Source organism: Streptomyces sp. NPDC107550, assembly GCF_055639095.1.
This window is the reverse complement of sequence record NZ_JBVKBC010000009.1, coordinates 45,061-60,385: the sequence shown is the minus strand read 5'-3', so window position 1 is coordinate 60,385 and position 15,325 is coordinate 45,061. Positions and strand designations below refer to the sequence as shown.

At 72.1% G+C, this 15,325-nt stretch carries 13 protein-coding genes; 12 read left to right on the top strand and 1 reads right to left on the bottom strand.

From position 1 onward, the window contains the following. Positions 1-235 precede the first annotated feature (235 nt). From ACZ7LY_RS15055 to ACZ7LY_RS15030, 6 genes are all read left to right on the top strand, one after another. Entirely contained in the window at positions 236-1,060 is an 825-nt protein-coding gene (locus ACZ7LY_RS15055; protein WP_471625009.1) for an AAA family ATPase, read from the top strand. Between the two features lie 105 nt (positions 1,061-1,165). Continuing rightward, positions 1,166-2,278 carry an aminopeptidase P family protein gene (locus ACZ7LY_RS15050; RefSeq protein WP_471625008.1) on the top strand — a complete coding sequence of 371 codons (1,113 nt, stop codon included), beginning with the start codon at positions 1,166-1,168 and terminating at the stop codon, positions 2,276-2,278. Positions 2,279-2,337: 59 nt separating this feature from the next. Further along, positions 2,338-2,904, top strand: a complete 567-nt coding sequence (gene efp, locus ACZ7LY_RS15045; RefSeq protein WP_471625007.1) for an elongation factor P — start codon at positions 2,338-2,340, stop codon at positions 2,902-2,904. Positions 2,905-2,906: 2 nt separating this feature from the next. Next, positions 2,907-3,341: a transcription antitermination factor NusB gene (nusB, locus tag ACZ7LY_RS15040; protein ID WP_471625006.1), complete on the top strand. Its 435-nt coding sequence runs from the start codon at positions 2,907-2,909 to the stop codon at positions 3,339-3,341. Between the two features lie 100 nt (positions 3,342-3,441). Continuing rightward, positions 3,442-4,830 carry an MFS transporter gene (locus ACZ7LY_RS15035; RefSeq protein WP_471625005.1) on the top strand — a complete coding sequence of 463 codons (1,389 nt, stop codon included), beginning with the start codon at positions 3,442-3,444 and terminating at the stop codon, positions 4,828-4,830. After that, positions 4,827-6,317 carry a pyridoxal phosphate-dependent decarboxylase family protein gene (locus ACZ7LY_RS15030; protein ID WP_471625004.1) on the top strand — a complete coding sequence of 497 codons (1,491 nt, stop codon included), beginning with the start codon at positions 4,827-4,829 and terminating at the stop codon, positions 6,315-6,317. The genes ACZ7LY_RS15035 and ACZ7LY_RS15030 overlap by 4 nt, the downstream gene beginning before the upstream one ends. Positions 6,318-6,561: 244 nt before the next feature. On the opposite strand, the gene bldD is transcribed toward ACZ7LY_RS15030, so the two are convergent. Then, positions 6,562-7,062 (bottom strand): transcriptional regulator BldD, encoded by a 501-nt coding sequence (gene bldD, locus ACZ7LY_RS15025; protein ID WP_093894511.1) that lies wholly within the window; start codon positions 7,060-7,062, stop codon positions 6,562-6,564. Positions 7,063-7,305: 243 nt separating this feature from the next. Between bldD and pyrR the strand changes: the two genes are divergently transcribed. From pyrR to carB, 6 genes are all read left to right on the top strand, one after another. Beyond that, complete coding sequence (gene pyrR / locus ACZ7LY_RS15020; protein WP_471625003.1) at positions 7,306-7,896, top strand: bifunctional pyr operon transcriptional regulator/uracil phosphoribosyltransferase PyrR; 591 nt, start codon at positions 7,306-7,308, stop codon at positions 7,894-7,896. A gap of 99 nt (positions 7,897-7,995) precedes the next feature. Continuing rightward, positions 7,996-8,976, top strand: coding sequence for an aspartate carbamoyltransferase catalytic subunit (locus ACZ7LY_RS15015; RefSeq protein WP_471625002.1), 981 nt, complete (start codon positions 7,996-7,998; stop codon positions 8,974-8,976). A gap of 2 nt (positions 8,977-8,978) precedes the next feature. After that, the gene (locus tag ACZ7LY_RS15010; protein WP_471625001.1) at positions 8,979-10,268 is read left to right on the top strand and encodes a dihydroorotase; all 1,290 of its coding nucleotides are present in this window, start codon (positions 8,979-8,981) and stop codon (positions 10,266-10,268) included. Next, on the top strand, positions 10,265-10,828 hold the full coding sequence (locus ACZ7LY_RS15005) for a PH-like domain-containing protein (protein WP_471625000.1): 564 nt from the start codon (positions 10,265-10,267) through the stop codon (positions 10,826-10,828). The genes ACZ7LY_RS15010 and ACZ7LY_RS15005 overlap by 4 nt, the downstream gene beginning before the upstream one ends. Next, entirely contained in the window at positions 10,825-11,967 is a 1,143-nt protein-coding gene (gene carA / locus ACZ7LY_RS15000; protein WP_471624999.1) for a glutamine-hydrolyzing carbamoyl-phosphate synthase small subunit, read from the top strand. Before ACZ7LY_RS15005 ends, carA begins: the two co-directional genes overlap by 4 nt. Next, positions 11,960-15,268, top strand: coding sequence for a carbamoyl-phosphate synthase large subunit (carB, locus tag ACZ7LY_RS14995; protein WP_471624998.1), 3,309 nt, complete (start codon positions 11,960-11,962; stop codon positions 15,266-15,268). The genes carA and carB overlap by 8 nt, the downstream gene beginning before the upstream one ends. Positions 15,269-15,325 lie beyond the last annotated feature (57 nt).

Here is a 15,325-nt window from a genome sequence, read left to right as displayed (position 1 = left end):
GCCTCCTCAGCCCGCGTACGGGGCGCTGGCAGCTGCGGTACCGCAGGGATCGCCGGTACCGCAGGGATCGCCGGTTCCGCAGGGCCCGCCCGCGTCGCCGGCGCCTCAGGGCCCGCCCGTGTCCCCGGCGTCTCAGGGCCCGCCCGTGTCCCCGGCGTCTCACGTGCCTCAGGGATCGCAGGCGTCCCAGGCGTCTCACGTCCCCCAGAGTCCACACGCGCCCCAGGCGCCGAGCATGCCTCAGGGGCCGCATCAGCCTCCGGTGACCCACGCGCCGCACCCGCCGCCGGCGCCCCCGGCACCCCACGCCCCGCAGGGCCCCCCGGTGCCCCATGCGCCCCAGACGCCTCAGGCGCCCCACGCCCCGCACCCGCAACACGCCCCGCAGGGCCCGCCCCGTTCCGTGCCGCCGCCCGAGTCCACCGGGCATGTGCAGCTTCCGCCCGGGGCGCCCGTCGCCGTGCCCAGTCCGCCGGGCGCGCAGGCCGCCGTGGACCCCGGTACGACCACCCTGGCCGTCCTGCTGATCGGGCCCGCCGGCGCCGGCAAGACCAGCGTCGCCAAGCACTGGGCGGAGCGCCGCCGCGTTCCTACGGCCCACATCAGCCTCGACGACGTACGCGAATGGGTGCGCTCGGGGTTCGCCGACCCGCAGTCCGGGTGGAACGACCACTCCGAGGCGCAGTACCGGCTGGCCCGCCGCACCTGCGGCTTCGCCGCCCGTAACTTCCTGGCGAACGGGATCTCCTGCATCCTCGACGACGCCGTCTTCCCCGACCGCCCGGTCGTCGGGCTCGGCGGCTGGAAGCGGCACGTGGGCCCCGGCCTGCTCCCGGTGGTGCTGCTCCCGGGCCTGGAGATCGTCCTGGAGCGCAACGCGCAGCGCAGCGGCAACCGCAGACTCAGCGACGAGGAAGTGGCCCGTATCCACGGCCGGATGGCCGGCTGGTACGGCTCGGGCCTGCCCATCATCGACAACTCCCAGATGGACGTGGCCGCCACCGCGCAGGTCCTCGACGAGGTGCTCGCCCGGGCCATCGCCAGCCCGCCCACCTGGTGACACCCGCCGGGCCGCCCGCCCCGAGACCCGCCGGGACACCCGCGCCGCCGCCCGTCCGGACGCGCTGAACCGGCCGCCCGGCGGGCCCGCTCGTACGCTCGGCTCATGGCAGAGGTGTACGCGGCCCGCAGGGACCGGCTGAGAGAGCGCGCGACGGCGGGCGGCAGCGCCGCCGCCCTGGTGTCGCGGCCCGCCAACGTCCGCTATCTCGCGGGAGCCGCGCCCGAGGGCGCCGTCCTGCTGCTCGGCCGGGAGGTCGGCGGCGGCGATGTGCTGCTGTGCGCGGGCCCGCCCGGCGGACAGCCCGCCGAGGGGCGGCCGGACGAGGAGCTGCGGGTCGAGGTGCTGCCCCCCGCCCGCGACACGGCCGTCGCCGCCGCCGACATCGCCGCAGGCCAGGGCGGTGACTCGCTCGCCGTCGAGGAGCACCACCTGACGGTCGCCCGGCACCGGGCGCTCGCCTCGGCCGCTCCCGGGCTGCGGCTGACGGACCTCAACCTGGCCGTCGAGCAGTTGCGGTACGTCAAGGACGAGGACGAGATCTCCTGTCTGCGGATCGCCGCCGAGATCGCCGACCAGGCCCTCGGCGAACTCCTCGAATCCATCCTCGTGGGCCGCACCGAACGCCATCTCGCTCTCGAACTGGAACGTCGACTTGTCGACCACGGCGCCGACGGTCCCGCCTTCCCGACCTCCGTGGCCACCGGCCCGAACTCCGGGCGCGGCGACCACCGGCCGAGCGACCGGCGCGTGGAGGAGGGCGACTTCCTGTCCGTGTGCCTGGGCGCCACATACCGGGGATACCGGTGCGAGATCGGGCGTACGTTCGTCATCGGGACGACGCCCGCGGACTGGCAGATCGAGCTGTACGACCTCGTCTTCGCCGCTCAGCGCGCGGGCCGCGAGAGCCTGCTGCCGGGTGCGGAGTGCCGCGAGGTGGACAGGGCCGCCCGGCACGTACTGGACGCGGCGGGGTATGGTGAGAGGCTTCCGCGCCTGACCGGACACGGGGTGGGACTCGAAATCGACGAGGACCCGCAATTGGCCCCGGCGGCCATGGGTAAACTTGACGCCTGTGTGCCGGTCACCGTCGAACCGGGGGTCCACCTCCCGGGCCGGGGCGGCGTCCGGATCGATGACACGCTCGTCGTCCGCCCCGAGGCGGACGGCGGACCCGAGCTACTCACCATCACGACCAAGGAGCTGCTCGCGCTGTAGCCCACGGCTACGCGCTGTGCCCCGGGGTCGTCCACGTCAGTCCAGGAGATTCCGCAACCGTGGCTTCCACGAACGACCTCAAGAACGGCCTGGTGCTCAAGCTCGAAGGCGGCCAGCTCTGGTCCGTCGTCGAGTTCCAGCACGTCAAGCCCGGCAAGGGCCCGGCCTTCGTGCGCACCAAGCTCAAGAACGTGCTCTCCGGCAAGGTCGTCGACAAGACCTTCAACGCCGGCGTCAAGGTCGAGACGGCCACTGTCGACAAGCGCGACATGCAGTTCTCGTACATGGACGGCGACTACTTCGTCTTCATGGACATGGAGACCTACGACCAGCTCCACGTCGACCGCAAGGCCGTCGGTGACGCCGCCAACTTCCTGATCGAGGGCTTCACCGCCACGGTCGCCCAGCACGAGGGCGAGGTGCTCTTCGTCGAGCTGCCGGCCGCCGTCGAGCTGGTCGTCAAGGAGACCGAGCCGGGCGTCCAGGGCGACCGCTCCACCGGTGGCACCAAGCCGGCCATCCTGGAGACGGACCACCAGATCCAGGTCCCGCTGTTCATCACGACCGGCGAGAAGATCAAGGTCGACACCCGTACGAGCGACTACCTCGGCCGGGTGAACAGCTAACCGTGGCCGCCCGTAACACGGCCCGCAAGCGCGCCTTCCAGATCCTCTTCGAGGCAGACCAGCGCGGCGCCGACGTCCTGACGGTCCTCGCGGACTGGATCCGGCACTCGCGCAACGACACGCGCCAGCCGCCCGTCAGCGAGTACACGATGGAGCTGGTCGAGGGGTACGCGAAGCACGCGTCCCGGATCGACGAGCTCATCTCGCAGTACGCCGTCGGATGGACCCTGGACCGGATGCCCGTCGTCGACCGCAACATCGTGCGGCTCGGCGCCTACGAGCTGGTCTGGGTCGACGGGACCCCGGACGCCGTCGTGCTCGACGAGGCCGTCTCGCTGGCCAAGGAGTTCTCCACCGACGAGTCCCCGGTGTTCATCAACGGTCTTCTGGGCCGCTTCAAGGACCTGAAGCCGACGCTCCGCCGCGACGAGGCCTGAGCCGAGCCGCGCAGCACATTCCGCGGGCCCGGAGCAGAACATGAACATGGTTCTGCTCCGGGCCTGGTGCGTTCCCCGGTGGCTTCACTAGGTTCTGGCCATGTCCACCACCGGCCTCCCGGCCCGGGTGCGCGTCGGCTACGGCCTCGGCTCCTTCGCCACCGGCACCTTCGGCACCGTCCCCGGTCTGCTGCTGCTCTACTACCTCACCGATGTGCTCGGCGTCGGCGCCGGGATCGCCGGACTGCTCGTCTTCCTGCCCAAGGCGTGGGACGTCCTGCTCAACCCGTGGATAGGCAGCCTCTCCGACCGCAGCACCCGCTCCCGGCTGGGGCCGCGCCGCTCCTGGATGCTGCTCGGCGCGCTCACGCTCCCGCTCTGCTTCGCCGCCCTGTTCGCCGCCCCCGGCGGGATCGAGGGCGGCCCGGCCGCCGCGTACGTCGCCGTCCTCTTCCTGCCGGCCGCCTCCGCGTACGCCTGCTTCCAGGTCCCGTACGTGGCGCTGCCCGCCGAACTCACCGCCGACCCCGACGAGCGCGCCCGGATCATGTCCTGGCGCGTCGCCTTCCTCGGCGCCGCCATCCTCGCCTCCGGTGCCCTCGCGCCCGTGCTCGCCGGGGCCTCGGGCGACGCGCACGGCAGCGCGGGCGGCTACCGGTTCATGGGCGTCGTCATCGGCGCGGTGCTCGCCGCCGGGATGCTCGCCGCCGTCGCCGCCACCCGCGGGGTCGGCCCCGTCGTACGGACCACGACCGAGGGCGGGCTGCGCGCCCAGCTCCGCGCGGCCCGCGGCGACGCGCCCTTCGCGCGGCTCCTCGGCGCGTTCGTCACGCAGGCCACCGCGACGGGCCTGATGCTCGCCGGCACCCAGTACTTCGCCACGTACATTCTCGGCCGGCCGGGTGCCGTCACCGTTCTCTTCGCCTGTCTGATCGTGCCGTCGCTGCCGGCCATGCCGCTGTGGCTGGCCCTCGGGCGGCGCTTCGGAAAGCGGGACGCGGCACTCGGCGCCTCGCTCTGCTTCCTGCTCGGGGCGCTCGCCGCCGCCGCGGGCCGCGCGGTGCCGGACGCCCTCCTGTACGCGGCCGTGGGCATCGCGGGCGTCGGGTACGCGGGCATGCAGATGCTGCCCATGGCGATGCTGGGGGACGCCGTCGCCGCCGACGCGTACCGCACCGGGCGGCGCAGGGCGGGCGTCTTCACCGGGCTCTGGACGGCGGGGGAGACCCTCGGGCTCGCGCTCGGGCCCGGCCTGTTCGGGCTCGTCCTCGCCGTCGGCGGCTTCGCGTCCACCGACGCCGGGCACCGTGTGCCGCAGCCGGACTCCGCGCTCACCGCGATCGTCGTCGGCTTCGGCGGCCTGCCCGCGCTGCTCCTGCTGATGAGCCTGCCGCTGCTCGCCCGCTACCGGCTGACCGAGGCCGAACTGACCCGGCTGCGCGAGCAGTCCGCCGCACGATCCACCCAGCGAGACGAGGAATCCGTATGACGAGCAAGGACACCCCCGCCGGCGACGAGCGCGGGGCCGATGGCCCCGGCGGCGGACCGGCGGGCGCCGACGCGCGCATCCTCGGGCGGCTGACCGCCCTGCGCGCCGGGGACCTGCCGGTGCGCGGCGGCCGCACGATGGCGTACGTGTACGACGCCGGGCTCGACGGACTCGACGAGCTGGCCGGTGCCGCGGCCGCCGCCTTCTCCGGGGTCAACGGCCTGGACATGACGGCCTTCCCCAGCGTCGTCGAGCTGGAGAACGACCTCGTGCGCCGGGCCACGGCCCTGCTCGGCGGCGGCGCGGGCACGTTCACCAGCGGCGGCACCGAGAGCTGCATGCTCGCCGTCCTGACGGCACGTCAGCATGCGCGGCGCACGCGCGGGGTGACGGAGCCGGAACTGGTCCTGCCCGAGACGGCGCACGCCGCCTTCCACAAGGCCGCCGCACTCTTCGGCCTGACCGTCGTGTCCGTACCCGTCGATCCCGCGACCTTCAAGGTGCGGGCCGCCGACATGGCCGCCGCGCTCACCGAAAGGACGGCGCTGGCCGTGGTCTCCGCGCCCTCGTACGCGCACGGCGTCATCGACCCGGTGGCGGAGGTGGCGGCCGAGGCGGCGGGGCGGGGCGTGCTGTGCCATGTCGACGCGTGCATGGGCGGCTGGTACCTCGGCCACCTGCGCAAGGCGGAGGACGCGCCGGCGCTGCCCGACTTCGATCTGCACGTCCCCGGGGTCACGTCCCTCTCCGTGGACCTGCACAAGTACGGATACACACCGAAGGGCGCCTCGCTGCTGCTGTTCAAGGACGCCGAGCTGCGCCGGCACGGCTGGTTCGCGCATGCCTCGTGGCCGGGATACCCCGTCGTCAACGCCACGCTCCAGGGCACCAAGTCGGCCGGGCCGCTGGCCGCGGCGTGGGCGGTGACCGAGCGCGTCGGCGCCGAGGGTTACACCGCGTTGTCGACGCGCGTCCACCGCGCCACCCGGGCGCTCGCCGAGGGTGTCGAAAAGATCGCGGGGCTGCGGCTGCTCGCCCGGCCGGAGGCGTCGCTGCTCGCCGTCGCCTCCGACGCGCCTGACGTGGACGTCTTCGTCGTCGCGGACGAGATACGGGAGGCCGGCTGGTACCTCCAGCCGCAGCCCGCGTTCGGCTCCTCGCCCGCCAACGTGCACCTGACAGTGACGGCGGCCGTCGCCGACGAGGAGACCGTACGGGCCCTGCTCGCCGACCTCGAACGGGCGGTGGAGCGGGCGCGCGGGGCCGGGCCCGTGCAGGTGGACCCGGAGATCGTGGCCGCCGCGGCGAGCCTCGACCCGGACGCGCTCACCCCGGAGGAGGTCGATCTGGTGCTCGCTCTCGCGGGGGTGGGGGAGTCGGGCCTGCCCGAGCGGATGGCGCCGGTCCTCGCGGTCCTCCAGGCGTTGCCCCCGGCCCTGTCCGAACGCCTCCTGCCCGAGGTGATCGGCAGGCTGTACCAGGTGTGATCCGCTCCAAGCGGGCGGGAAGCGTCGCGGACACGGTCACGCCGAGGGGGAGCGGCCGAAGGCGGCCGAGGGGAGGGGGGCAGCGACCCGAAGGCGGCTGCCCGAGAGGAGAGCGCCCCGAAGGCGGCCACGCCGATTACTCCGTTCGAGGGAAGCCGCGCGGCTCCGGGATGACGAAACGGGCGGTTCCGCTGGGGAACCGCCCGTTTCGGGTGTGACGTTTCTTCGGTGGTGAGGGCCGGTGTCAGGCCTCTTCGTGGGCCACCGCGCGGCGCGCGTCCGCGTCCAGGACACCCCAGCTGATGAGCTGCTCGGTGAGGACCGAGGGCGACTGGTCGTAGATCACGGCGAGGGTGCGCAGGTCGTCCTGGCGGATCGAGAGCACCTTGCCGTTGTAATCACCGCGCTGGGACTGGATCGTCGCCGCGTAGCGCTGGAGCGGGCCCGCCTTCTCCGGCGGCACGTGCGCGAGGCGCTCCAGGTCGAGCACCAGCTTCGGCGGCGGCTCGGCGGCGCCGCCCGGGGTCGTGCCCGGCAGCAGCTCCTGCACCGGCACCCCGTAGAAGTCCGCCAGCTCGGCGAGGCGCTGCACGGTCACGGCGCGGTCACCGCGCTCGTAGGACCCCACCACGACGGCCTTCCAGCGGCCCTGGGACTTCTCCTCGACGCCGTGGAGGGAAAGGCCCTGCTGGGTACGGATCGCACGGAGCTTGGCCCCGAGCTGTTTGGCGTATTCGCTGGACATATAGCTCCCCGGACACTGCATCACTGTGCGGCTCCGCCGCGTGGCTGGTAACTCACTGTGAGGTTACGCAGCGTTACTTGCCCGCGTCAAGCCGAATGGTCCGTACCGACCTTCACCCGAAACCGCGCTCCGCGCATCCGCAGGGGGGTGATCAGCGATGTTGGGGGCCTGGTAGCCTGGGTGGCGCAAATCCGACGTCCTTTAAGGTCCGTCCCGTGAGGCGGAGAAGGAGGTCCGTTTCGTATGGACACGCACAGCGCGCCGAGCGCGCCCCCCTCCGATGCCCGTCCCGTCCTCGAAGGCCCGGACATCGCGCGGGTACTGACCCGCATCGCCCACGAGATCGTCGAGCGCGCCAAGGGCGCCGAGGACGTCGTGCTCCTGGGCATCCCGACGCGCGGCGTCTTCCTGGGCCGCCGGCTGGCCGCCAAGCTCGAAGAGATCACCGGCCGCGCCATCCCCGTAGGGTCGCTCGACATCACGATGTACCGCGACGACCTGCGCATGCACCCGCCGCGCGCCCTCGCCCGCACCGAGATCCCCGGTGACGGCATCGACGGCCGGCTCGTCGTCCTCGTCGACGACGTGCTGTTCTCCGGGCGCACCATCCGCGCCGCCCTCGACGCCCTGAACGACATCGGGCGCCCCCGTGCGGTCCAGCTCGCGGTCCTCGTCGACCGCGGTCACCGCGAACTCCCGATCCGCGCCGACTACGTCGGCAAGAACCTCCCCACGTCGCTGCGGGAGGCGGTCAAGGTCCAGCTCGCCGAGGAGGACGGCCGCGACGCCGTGCTGCTCGGTGCCAAGCGGGACCCCAAGGCGGCCGAGCAGTAGCACCCCCGTCGCCGTACGCCCGCCGTACGGCCTCACAGGTGTGCCCGCGCGCGCCCGTATGCCCCGATTTCTCCTGAACTTCCCTACGGAGCACCCCCGATGATGCGACACCTCATCTCGGCCGCCGACCTCACCCGCGACGACGCCGTGCTCATCCTCGACACCGCCGAGGAGATGGCCCGCGTAGCCGACCGGCCGATCAAGAAACTCCCCGCGCTGCGCGGCCGCAGCATCTGCAACCTCTTCTTCGAGGACTCCACCCGCACCCGGATCTCCTTCGAGGCCGCGGAGAAGCGGCTGTCCGCCGACGTCATCAACTTCGCCGCCAAGGGCTCCAGCGTCTCCAAGGGCGAGTCCCTGAAGGACACCGCGCAGACCCTGGAGGCCATGGGCGTCGACGCCGTCGTCATCCGCCACGGAGCCTCCGGCGCGCCCTACCGGCTCGCCACCTCCGGCTGGATCGACGCCCCCGTCATCAACGCGGGCGACGGCACCCACCAGCACCCGACGCAGGCGCTGCTCGACGCGTTCACCATGCGCCGCCGCCTCGTCGGCCGGGACGCCGGGCTCGGCAAGGGCCTCGACGGCACCCGCGTCACCCTCGTCGGCGACATCCTGCACAGCCGCGTCGCCCGCTCCAACGTGGACCTGCTGCACACCCTCGGCGCCGAGGTCACCCTCGTCGCGCCGCCCACCCTGCTCCCCGTCGGCGTCGAGTCCTGGCCCTGCGAGGTCTCGTACGACCTCGACTCCACGCTCGGCAAGACCGACGCCATGATGATGCTGCGCGTCCAGCGGGAGCGGATGAACGCCGCGTTCTTCCCGACCGAGCGCGAGTACAGCCGCCGCTACGGCCTCGACGGCGAGCGCATGGCGAAGATGCCCGAGCACGCCATCGTCATGCACCCCGGCCCGATGGTCCGCGGCATGGAGATCACCGCCGAGGTGGCCGACTCCGACCGCTGCACGGTCGTCGAGCAGGTCGCCAACGGCGTCCACACCCGTATGGCCGTCCTCTACCTGCTGCTCGGCGGCAACGAACCGGCCGTGTCCCACTCTCGTACCGAGGAGACCAAGTAACCATGAGCAAGACCCTGATCCGCGGTGCGAAGGTCCTCGGCGGCGAGCCGCAGGACGTCCTGATCGACGGCGACGTCATCGCCGAGGTCGGCACGGGCCTGTCCGCCGACGGCGCCGACACGGTCGTCGAGGCCGGCGGCAAGATCCTCCTGCCGGGCCTCGTGGACCTCCACACCCACCTGCGCGAGCCCGGCCGCGAGGACTCCGAGACCGTCCTCACCGGCACCCGCGCCGCCGCCACCGGCGGCTACACCGCCGTGTTCGCCATGGCCAACACCTTCCCCGTCGCCGACACCGCCGGCGTCGTCGAGCAGGTCTACCGGCTCGGCCAGGAGCACGGCTACTGCGACGTGCAGCCCATCGGCGCCGTCACCGTCGGCCTGGAGGGCGCCAAGCTCGCCGAGCTGGGCGCCATGCACGAGTCCGCCGCCGGCGTCACCGTCTTCTCCGACGACGGCAAGTGCGTCCACGACGCCGTGATCATGCGCCGCGCCCTGGAGTACGTGAAGGCGTTCGGCGGGGTCGTCGCCCAGCACGCGCAGGAGCCCCGGCTCACCGAGGGCGCCCAGATGAACGAGGGCACCGTCTCCGCCGAACTGGGTCTCGGCGGCTGGCCCGCCGTCGCCGAGGAGTCGATCATCGCCCGTGACGTGCTGCTCGCCGAGCACGTCGGCTCCCGCGTGCACATCTGCCACCTGTCGACCGCCGGCTCGGTGGAGATCGTGCGCTGGGCCAAGTCCCGCGGCATCGACGTCACCGCCGAGGTCACCCCGCACCACCTGCTCCTCACCGACGAGCTGGTGCGCACGTACAACCCGGTCTACAAGGTGAACCCGCCGCTGCGCACCGAGAAGGACGTCATGGCGCTGCGCGAGGCGCTCGCCGACGGCACGATCGACATCGTCGCCACCGACCACGCCCCGCACCCGCACGAGGACAAGGACTGCGAGTGGGCCGCCGCCGCCATGGGCATGGTGGGCCTGGAGACCGCGCTCTCCGTCGTCCAGCAGACGATGGTGGAGACGGGCCTGCTCGACTGGGCCGGCGTCGCCGACCGCATGTCCGTCAAGCCCGCCGAGATCGGCCGGGCCCGCGGCCACGGACGCCCCGTCTCGGCAGGTGAGCCCGCGAACCTCGTCCTGCTCGACGCCGACTACCGTGGAGCGGTGGACCCCGCGGGCTTCGCCTCCCGCAGCCGCAACACCCCCTACGAGGGCCGTGAGCTGCCGGGGCGCGTCACCCACACCTGGCTGCGGGGCAAGGCCACCCTCGCCGACGGGAAGCTCGCGTGACCTCACCTCTCACCCTCGCCGCCGCACAGAAGTCGGCGGACGTGACCGACTGGCCCGACCGGATCGGCTGGATCGTCGGACTGCTGCTGTTCATCACCCTCCTGTACTGGCTGATGCGCCAGGGCTGGAAGTGGCGCGGCACGCTCCAGGGCGATCTGCCCCCGCTGCCCGACGCGCCCGCCGAGCCCGGCCCGGCGACACTGGAGGCGAGCGGCCGCTACCACGGCTCCACCAGCGCGGGGCAGTGGCTCGACCGGATCGTCGCGCACGGCCTCGGCACCCGCAGCCGGGCCGAGCTGACCCTCACGGACGCGGGCCTCGACGTCACGCGCCCCGGCGCGCGCGACTTCTTCGTCCCGGCCGCCGCCCTGCGCGGGGCCCGGCTCGACAAGGGCATCGCCGGAAAGGTGCTCACGGAGGGCGGTCTGCTGATCGTCACCTGGGCCCACGGCGACAAGGAGATCGACTCCGGGTTCCGCCTCGACCATGCCGCCGACCAGGCCGGCTGGGTCACCGCACTCAACGACATGACCAACACGACGGAAGGCACCGCACGATGACGACCTCCACCCGGGGAGCGACGCCCGCTCCCGCCGTACTCGTCCTGGAGGACGGCCGCATCTTCCGCGGCCGCGCCTACGGGGCCGTGGGGGAGACCTTCGGCGAGGCCGTGTTCTCCACCGGCATGACCGGCTACCAGGAGACCCTGACCGACCCGTCGTACGACCGCCAGATCGTGGTCGCCACCGCCCCCCAGATCGGCAACACCGGCTGGAACGACGAGGACGACGAGTCGGCCCGCATCTGGGTCTCCGGCTACGTCGTGCGTGACCCCGCCCGCATCCCCTCCAACTGGCGCGCCAAGCGCTCCCTCGACGACGAGCTGGTCGCCCAGGACATCGTCGGGATCTCCGGCATCGACACCCGCGCCCTCACCCGCCACCTGCGCGAGCGCGGCTCCATGCGCTCCGGCATCTTCTCCGGCGAGGCGCTGGCCGCCGACGCCGAGCTGATCGCGCGCGTCCAGGCGCAGCCCGCCATGAAGGGCCTGAGCCTGTACGAAGAGGTCGCCACCAAGGAGGCGTACGTCGTCCCCGCGGTCGGCGAGAAGAAGTTCACCGTCGCCGCCATCGACCTCGGCATCAAGGGCATGACCCCGCACCGCATGGCCGAGCGCGGCATCGAGGTGCACGTCCTGCCCGCGACCGCCACCGCCGACGACGTGTACGCGGTCGGCCCCGACGGCGTGTTCTTCTCCAACGGCCCCGGCGACCCCGCCACCGCCGAAGGCCCCGTCGCGCTGATGACCGCCGTCCTGGAGCGCAAGACGCCCCTGTTCGGCATCTGCTTCGGCAACCAGATCCTCGGCCGCGCCCTCGGCTTCGGCACGTACAAGCTGAAGTACGGCCACCGCGGGATCAACCAGCCTGTCCAGGACCGCACGACCGGCAAGGTCGAGGTCACCGCGCACAACCACGGCTTCGCCGTGGACGCGCCGCTCGACAAGGTCAGCGAGACGCCCTTCGGCCGAGCCGAGGTCTCCCACGTCTGCCTGAACGACAACGTCGTGGAGGGGCTCCACCTTCTCGACCAGCCGGGCTTCTCCGTCCAGTACCACCCCGAGGCTGCCGCAGGCCCGCATGACGCCGCGTACCTCTTCGACCGCTTCGTGACCCTCATGGAGGCCGAGCGTGCCTAAGCGCACCGATATCCAGTCCGTCCTGGTCATCGGCTCCGGCCCGATCGTCATCGGCCAGGCCGCCGAGTTCGACTACTCCGGCACCCAGGCGTGCCGCGTGCTGAAGTCCGAGGGCCTGCGGGTCATCCTCGTGAACTCCAACCCGGCGACGATCATGACCGACCCGGAGATCGCCGACGCCACGTACGTCGAGCCGATCACGCCCGAGTTCGTCGAGAAGATCATCGCCAAGGAGCGCCCCGACGCGCTGCTGCCGACCCTCGGCGGACAGACCGCGCTCAACACCGCGATCTCCATGCACGAGCAGGGCGTCCTCGAGAAGTACGGCGTCGAGCTGATCGGCGCCAACGTCGAGGCGATCAACAAGGGCGAGGACCGCGACCTCTTCAAGGACGTCGTCGAGGAGGTCCGCAAGAAGATCGGGCACGGCGAGTCCGCCCGCTCGGTCATCTGCCACTCCATGGACGACGTCCTCAAGGGCGTCGACACGCTCGGCGGCTACCCCGTCGTCGTGCGCCCCTCCTTCACCATGGGCGGCGCAGGCTCCGGCTTCGCGCACGACGAGGAGGAACTGCGCCGCATCGCCGGACAGGGCCTCACGCTCTCCCCGACCACCGAGGTGCTCCTGGAGGAGTCCATCCTCGGCTGGAAGGAGTACGAGCTTGAGCTGATGCGCGACAAGAACGACAACGTCGTGGTCGTCTGCTCCATCGAGAACTTCGACCCGATGGGCGTGCACACCGGCGACTCGATCACCGTCGCCCCGGCGATGACGCTCACCGACCGCGAGTACCAGCGGCTGCGCGACATCGGCATCGCCATCATCCGCGAGGTCGGCGTCGACACCGGCGGCTGCAACATCCAGTTCGCGGTGAACCCCGAGGACGGCCGGATCATCGTCATCGAGATGAACCCGCGCGTCTCGCGCTCCTCCGCGCTCGCCTCCAAGGCCACCGGCTTCCCGATCGCCAAGATCGCCGCCAAGCTGGCCGTCGGCTACACGCTGGACGAGATCCCCAACGACATCACGGAGAAGACGCCCGCGTCCTTCGAGCCCACGCTCGACTACGTGGTCGTCAAGGCCCCGCGCTTCGCGTTCGAGAAGTTCCCGAGCGCCGACTCGACGCTGACCACCACCATGAAGTCGGTCGGCGAGGCCATGGCCATCGGCCGCAACTTCACCGAGGCGTTCCAGAAGGCCCTGCGCTCCCTGGAGAAGAAGGGCTCGCAGTTCACCTTCGTCGGCGAGCCCGGCGACAAGACCGCCCTGCTCGAAGAATCGGTCCGCCCCACCGACGGCCGCATCAACACCGTCATGGCGGCCATCCGCGCGGGCGCCACGCCCGAGGAGGTCTTCGCGTACACGAAGATCGACCCCTGGTTCGTCGACCAGCTCTTCCTCATCAAGGAGACCGCCGACGAGCTGGCCGCCGCGCCCGAGCTGACCCGCGAGCTGCTCGCCGAGGCCAAGCGGCACGGCTTCTCCGACCACCAGATCGCCGAGATCCGGGGGCTGCGCGAGGACGTCGTACGCGAGGTCCGGCACGCGCTCGGAGTGCGCCCGGTCTACAAGACGGTCGACACCTGCGCCGCCGAGTTCGCCGCGAAGACCCCGTACTTCTACTCGTCCTACGACGAGGAGTCCGAGGTCGCGCCGCGCGAGAAGCCCGCCGTGATCATCCTCGGCTCCGGCCCGAACCGCATCGGCCAGGGCATCGAGTTCGACTACTCCTGCGTCCACGCCTCCTTCGCCCTCAGCGACGCCGGCTACGAGACCGTGATGGTCAACTGCAACCCGGAGACCGTCTCCACCGACTACGACACCTCCGACCGCCTGTACTTCGAGCCGCTGACGCTCGAAGACGTGCTTGAGATCGTCCACGCCGAGTCCCTCGCCGGCCCGATCGCGGGCGTCGTCGTCCAGCTCGGCGGCCAGACCCCGCTGGGTCTTTCGCAGGCGCTCAAGGACAACGGCGTGCCCGTCGTCGGCACCCCGCCCGAGGCCATCCACGCCGCCGAGGACCGCGGCGCCTTCGGCCGCGTCCTCGCCGAGGCCGGCCTGCCCGCGCCCAAGCACGGCACGGCCACCACCTTCGCCGAGGCCAAGGCCATCGCCGACGAGATTGGCTACCCGGTCCTCGTACGTCCGTCGTACGTGCTCGGCGGACGCGGGATGGAGATCGTCTACGACGAGGCCCGGCTGTCGACGTACATCGAGGAGTCCACCGAGATCAGCCCCTCGCGGCCGGTCCTCGTGGACCGCTTCCTCGACGACGCCATCGAGATCGACGTCGACGCCCTGTACGACGGCGAGGAGCTGTACCTCGGCGGCGTCATGGAGCACATCGAGGAGGCCGGCATCCACTCCGGCGACTCGGCGTGCGCCCTGCCCCCGATCACCCTCGGCGGCTACGACATCAAGCGCCTGCGCGCCTCCACCCAGGCCATCGCCAAGGGCGTCGGCGTCCGCGGCCTGATCAACATCCAGTTCGCCATGGCCGGGGACATCCTGTACGTCCTCGAAGCCAACCCGCGCGCCTCGCGCACCGTCCCCTTCACCTCGAAGGCGACCGCGGTGCCGCTGGCGAAGGCCGCCGCCCGCATCTCGCTCGGCGCCACCGTCGCCGAGCTGCGCGCCGAGGGCCTGCTCCCGAAGACCGGCGACGGCGGCACGCTCCCGATGGACGCGCCGATCTCCGTCAAGGAGGCCGTCATGCCGTGGTCGCGCTTCCGCGACATCCACGGCCGCGGCGTCGACACGGTCCTCGGCCCGGAGATGCGCTCCACCGGCGAGGTCATGGGCATCGACACGGTCTTCGGCACGGCCTACGCCAAATCGCAGGCCGGCGCCTACGGGCCGCTGCCCACCTCGGGCCGCGCCTTCATCTCGGTCGCCAACCGGGACAAGCGCTCGATGATCTTCCCGGCCCGCGAGCTGGTCGCGCACGGCTTCGAGCTGCTCGCCACCTCCGGCACCGCCGAGGTCCTCAAGCGCAACGGCATCAACGCCACGGTCGTGCGCAAGCAGTCCGAGGGCGAGGGGCCGGCCGGTGAGAAGACCATCGTCCAGCTCATCCACGACGGCGAGGTCGACCTCATCGTCAACACCCCCTACGGCACCGGCGGCCGGCTCGACGGCTACGAGATCCGCACCGCGGCCGTCGCCCGGTCCGTGCCCTGCCTGACGACGGTCCAGGCGCTCGCCGCCGCCGTCCAGGGCATCGACGCCCTCACCCACGGCGACGTCGGCGTCCGCTCGCTCCAGGAACACGCGGAGCACTTGACCGCGGCCCGCGACTAGCAGCCGCAAGAGGGGGACACCGGCCGCGGTGTCCCCCTCTTCATGCGACCGTCCCCC

Excerpts from the sequence above, each read along its gene's own strand:
- ACZ7LY_RS15030 (WP_471625004.1), top strand. The coding sequence starts at position 4,827 with ATGACGAGCAAGGACACCCCCGCCGGCGACGAGCGCGGGGCCGATGGC.
- ACZ7LY_RS15035 (WP_471625005.1), top strand. The coding sequence starts at position 3,442 with ATGTCCACCACCGGCCTCCCGGCCCGGGTGCGCGTCGGCTACGGCCTC.
- carA (WP_471624999.1), top strand. The coding sequence starts at position 10,825 with ATGACGACCTCCACCCGGGGAGCGACGCCCGCTCCCGCCGTACTCGTC.
- ACZ7LY_RS15055 (WP_471625009.1), top strand. The coding sequence starts at position 236 with ATGCCTCAGGGGCCGCATCAGCCTCCGGTGACCCACGCGCCGCACCCG.
- pyrR (WP_471625003.1), top strand. The coding sequence starts at position 7,306 with ATGGACACGCACAGCGCGCCGAGCGCGCCCCCCTCCGATGCCCGTCCC.
- ACZ7LY_RS15015 (WP_471625002.1), top strand. The coding sequence starts at position 7,996 with ATGATGCGACACCTCATCTCGGCCGCCGACCTCACCCGCGACGACGCC.
- ACZ7LY_RS15010 (WP_471625001.1), top strand. The coding sequence starts at position 8,979 with ATGAGCAAGACCCTGATCCGCGGTGCGAAGGTCCTCGGCGGCGAGCCG.
- bldD (WP_093894511.1), bottom strand. The coding sequence starts at position 7,062 with ATGTCCAGCGAATACGCCAAACAGCTCGGGGCCAAGCTCCGTGCGATC.
- ACZ7LY_RS15050 (WP_471625008.1), top strand. The coding sequence starts at position 1,166 with ATGGCAGAGGTGTACGCGGCCCGCAGGGACCGGCTGAGAGAGCGCGCG.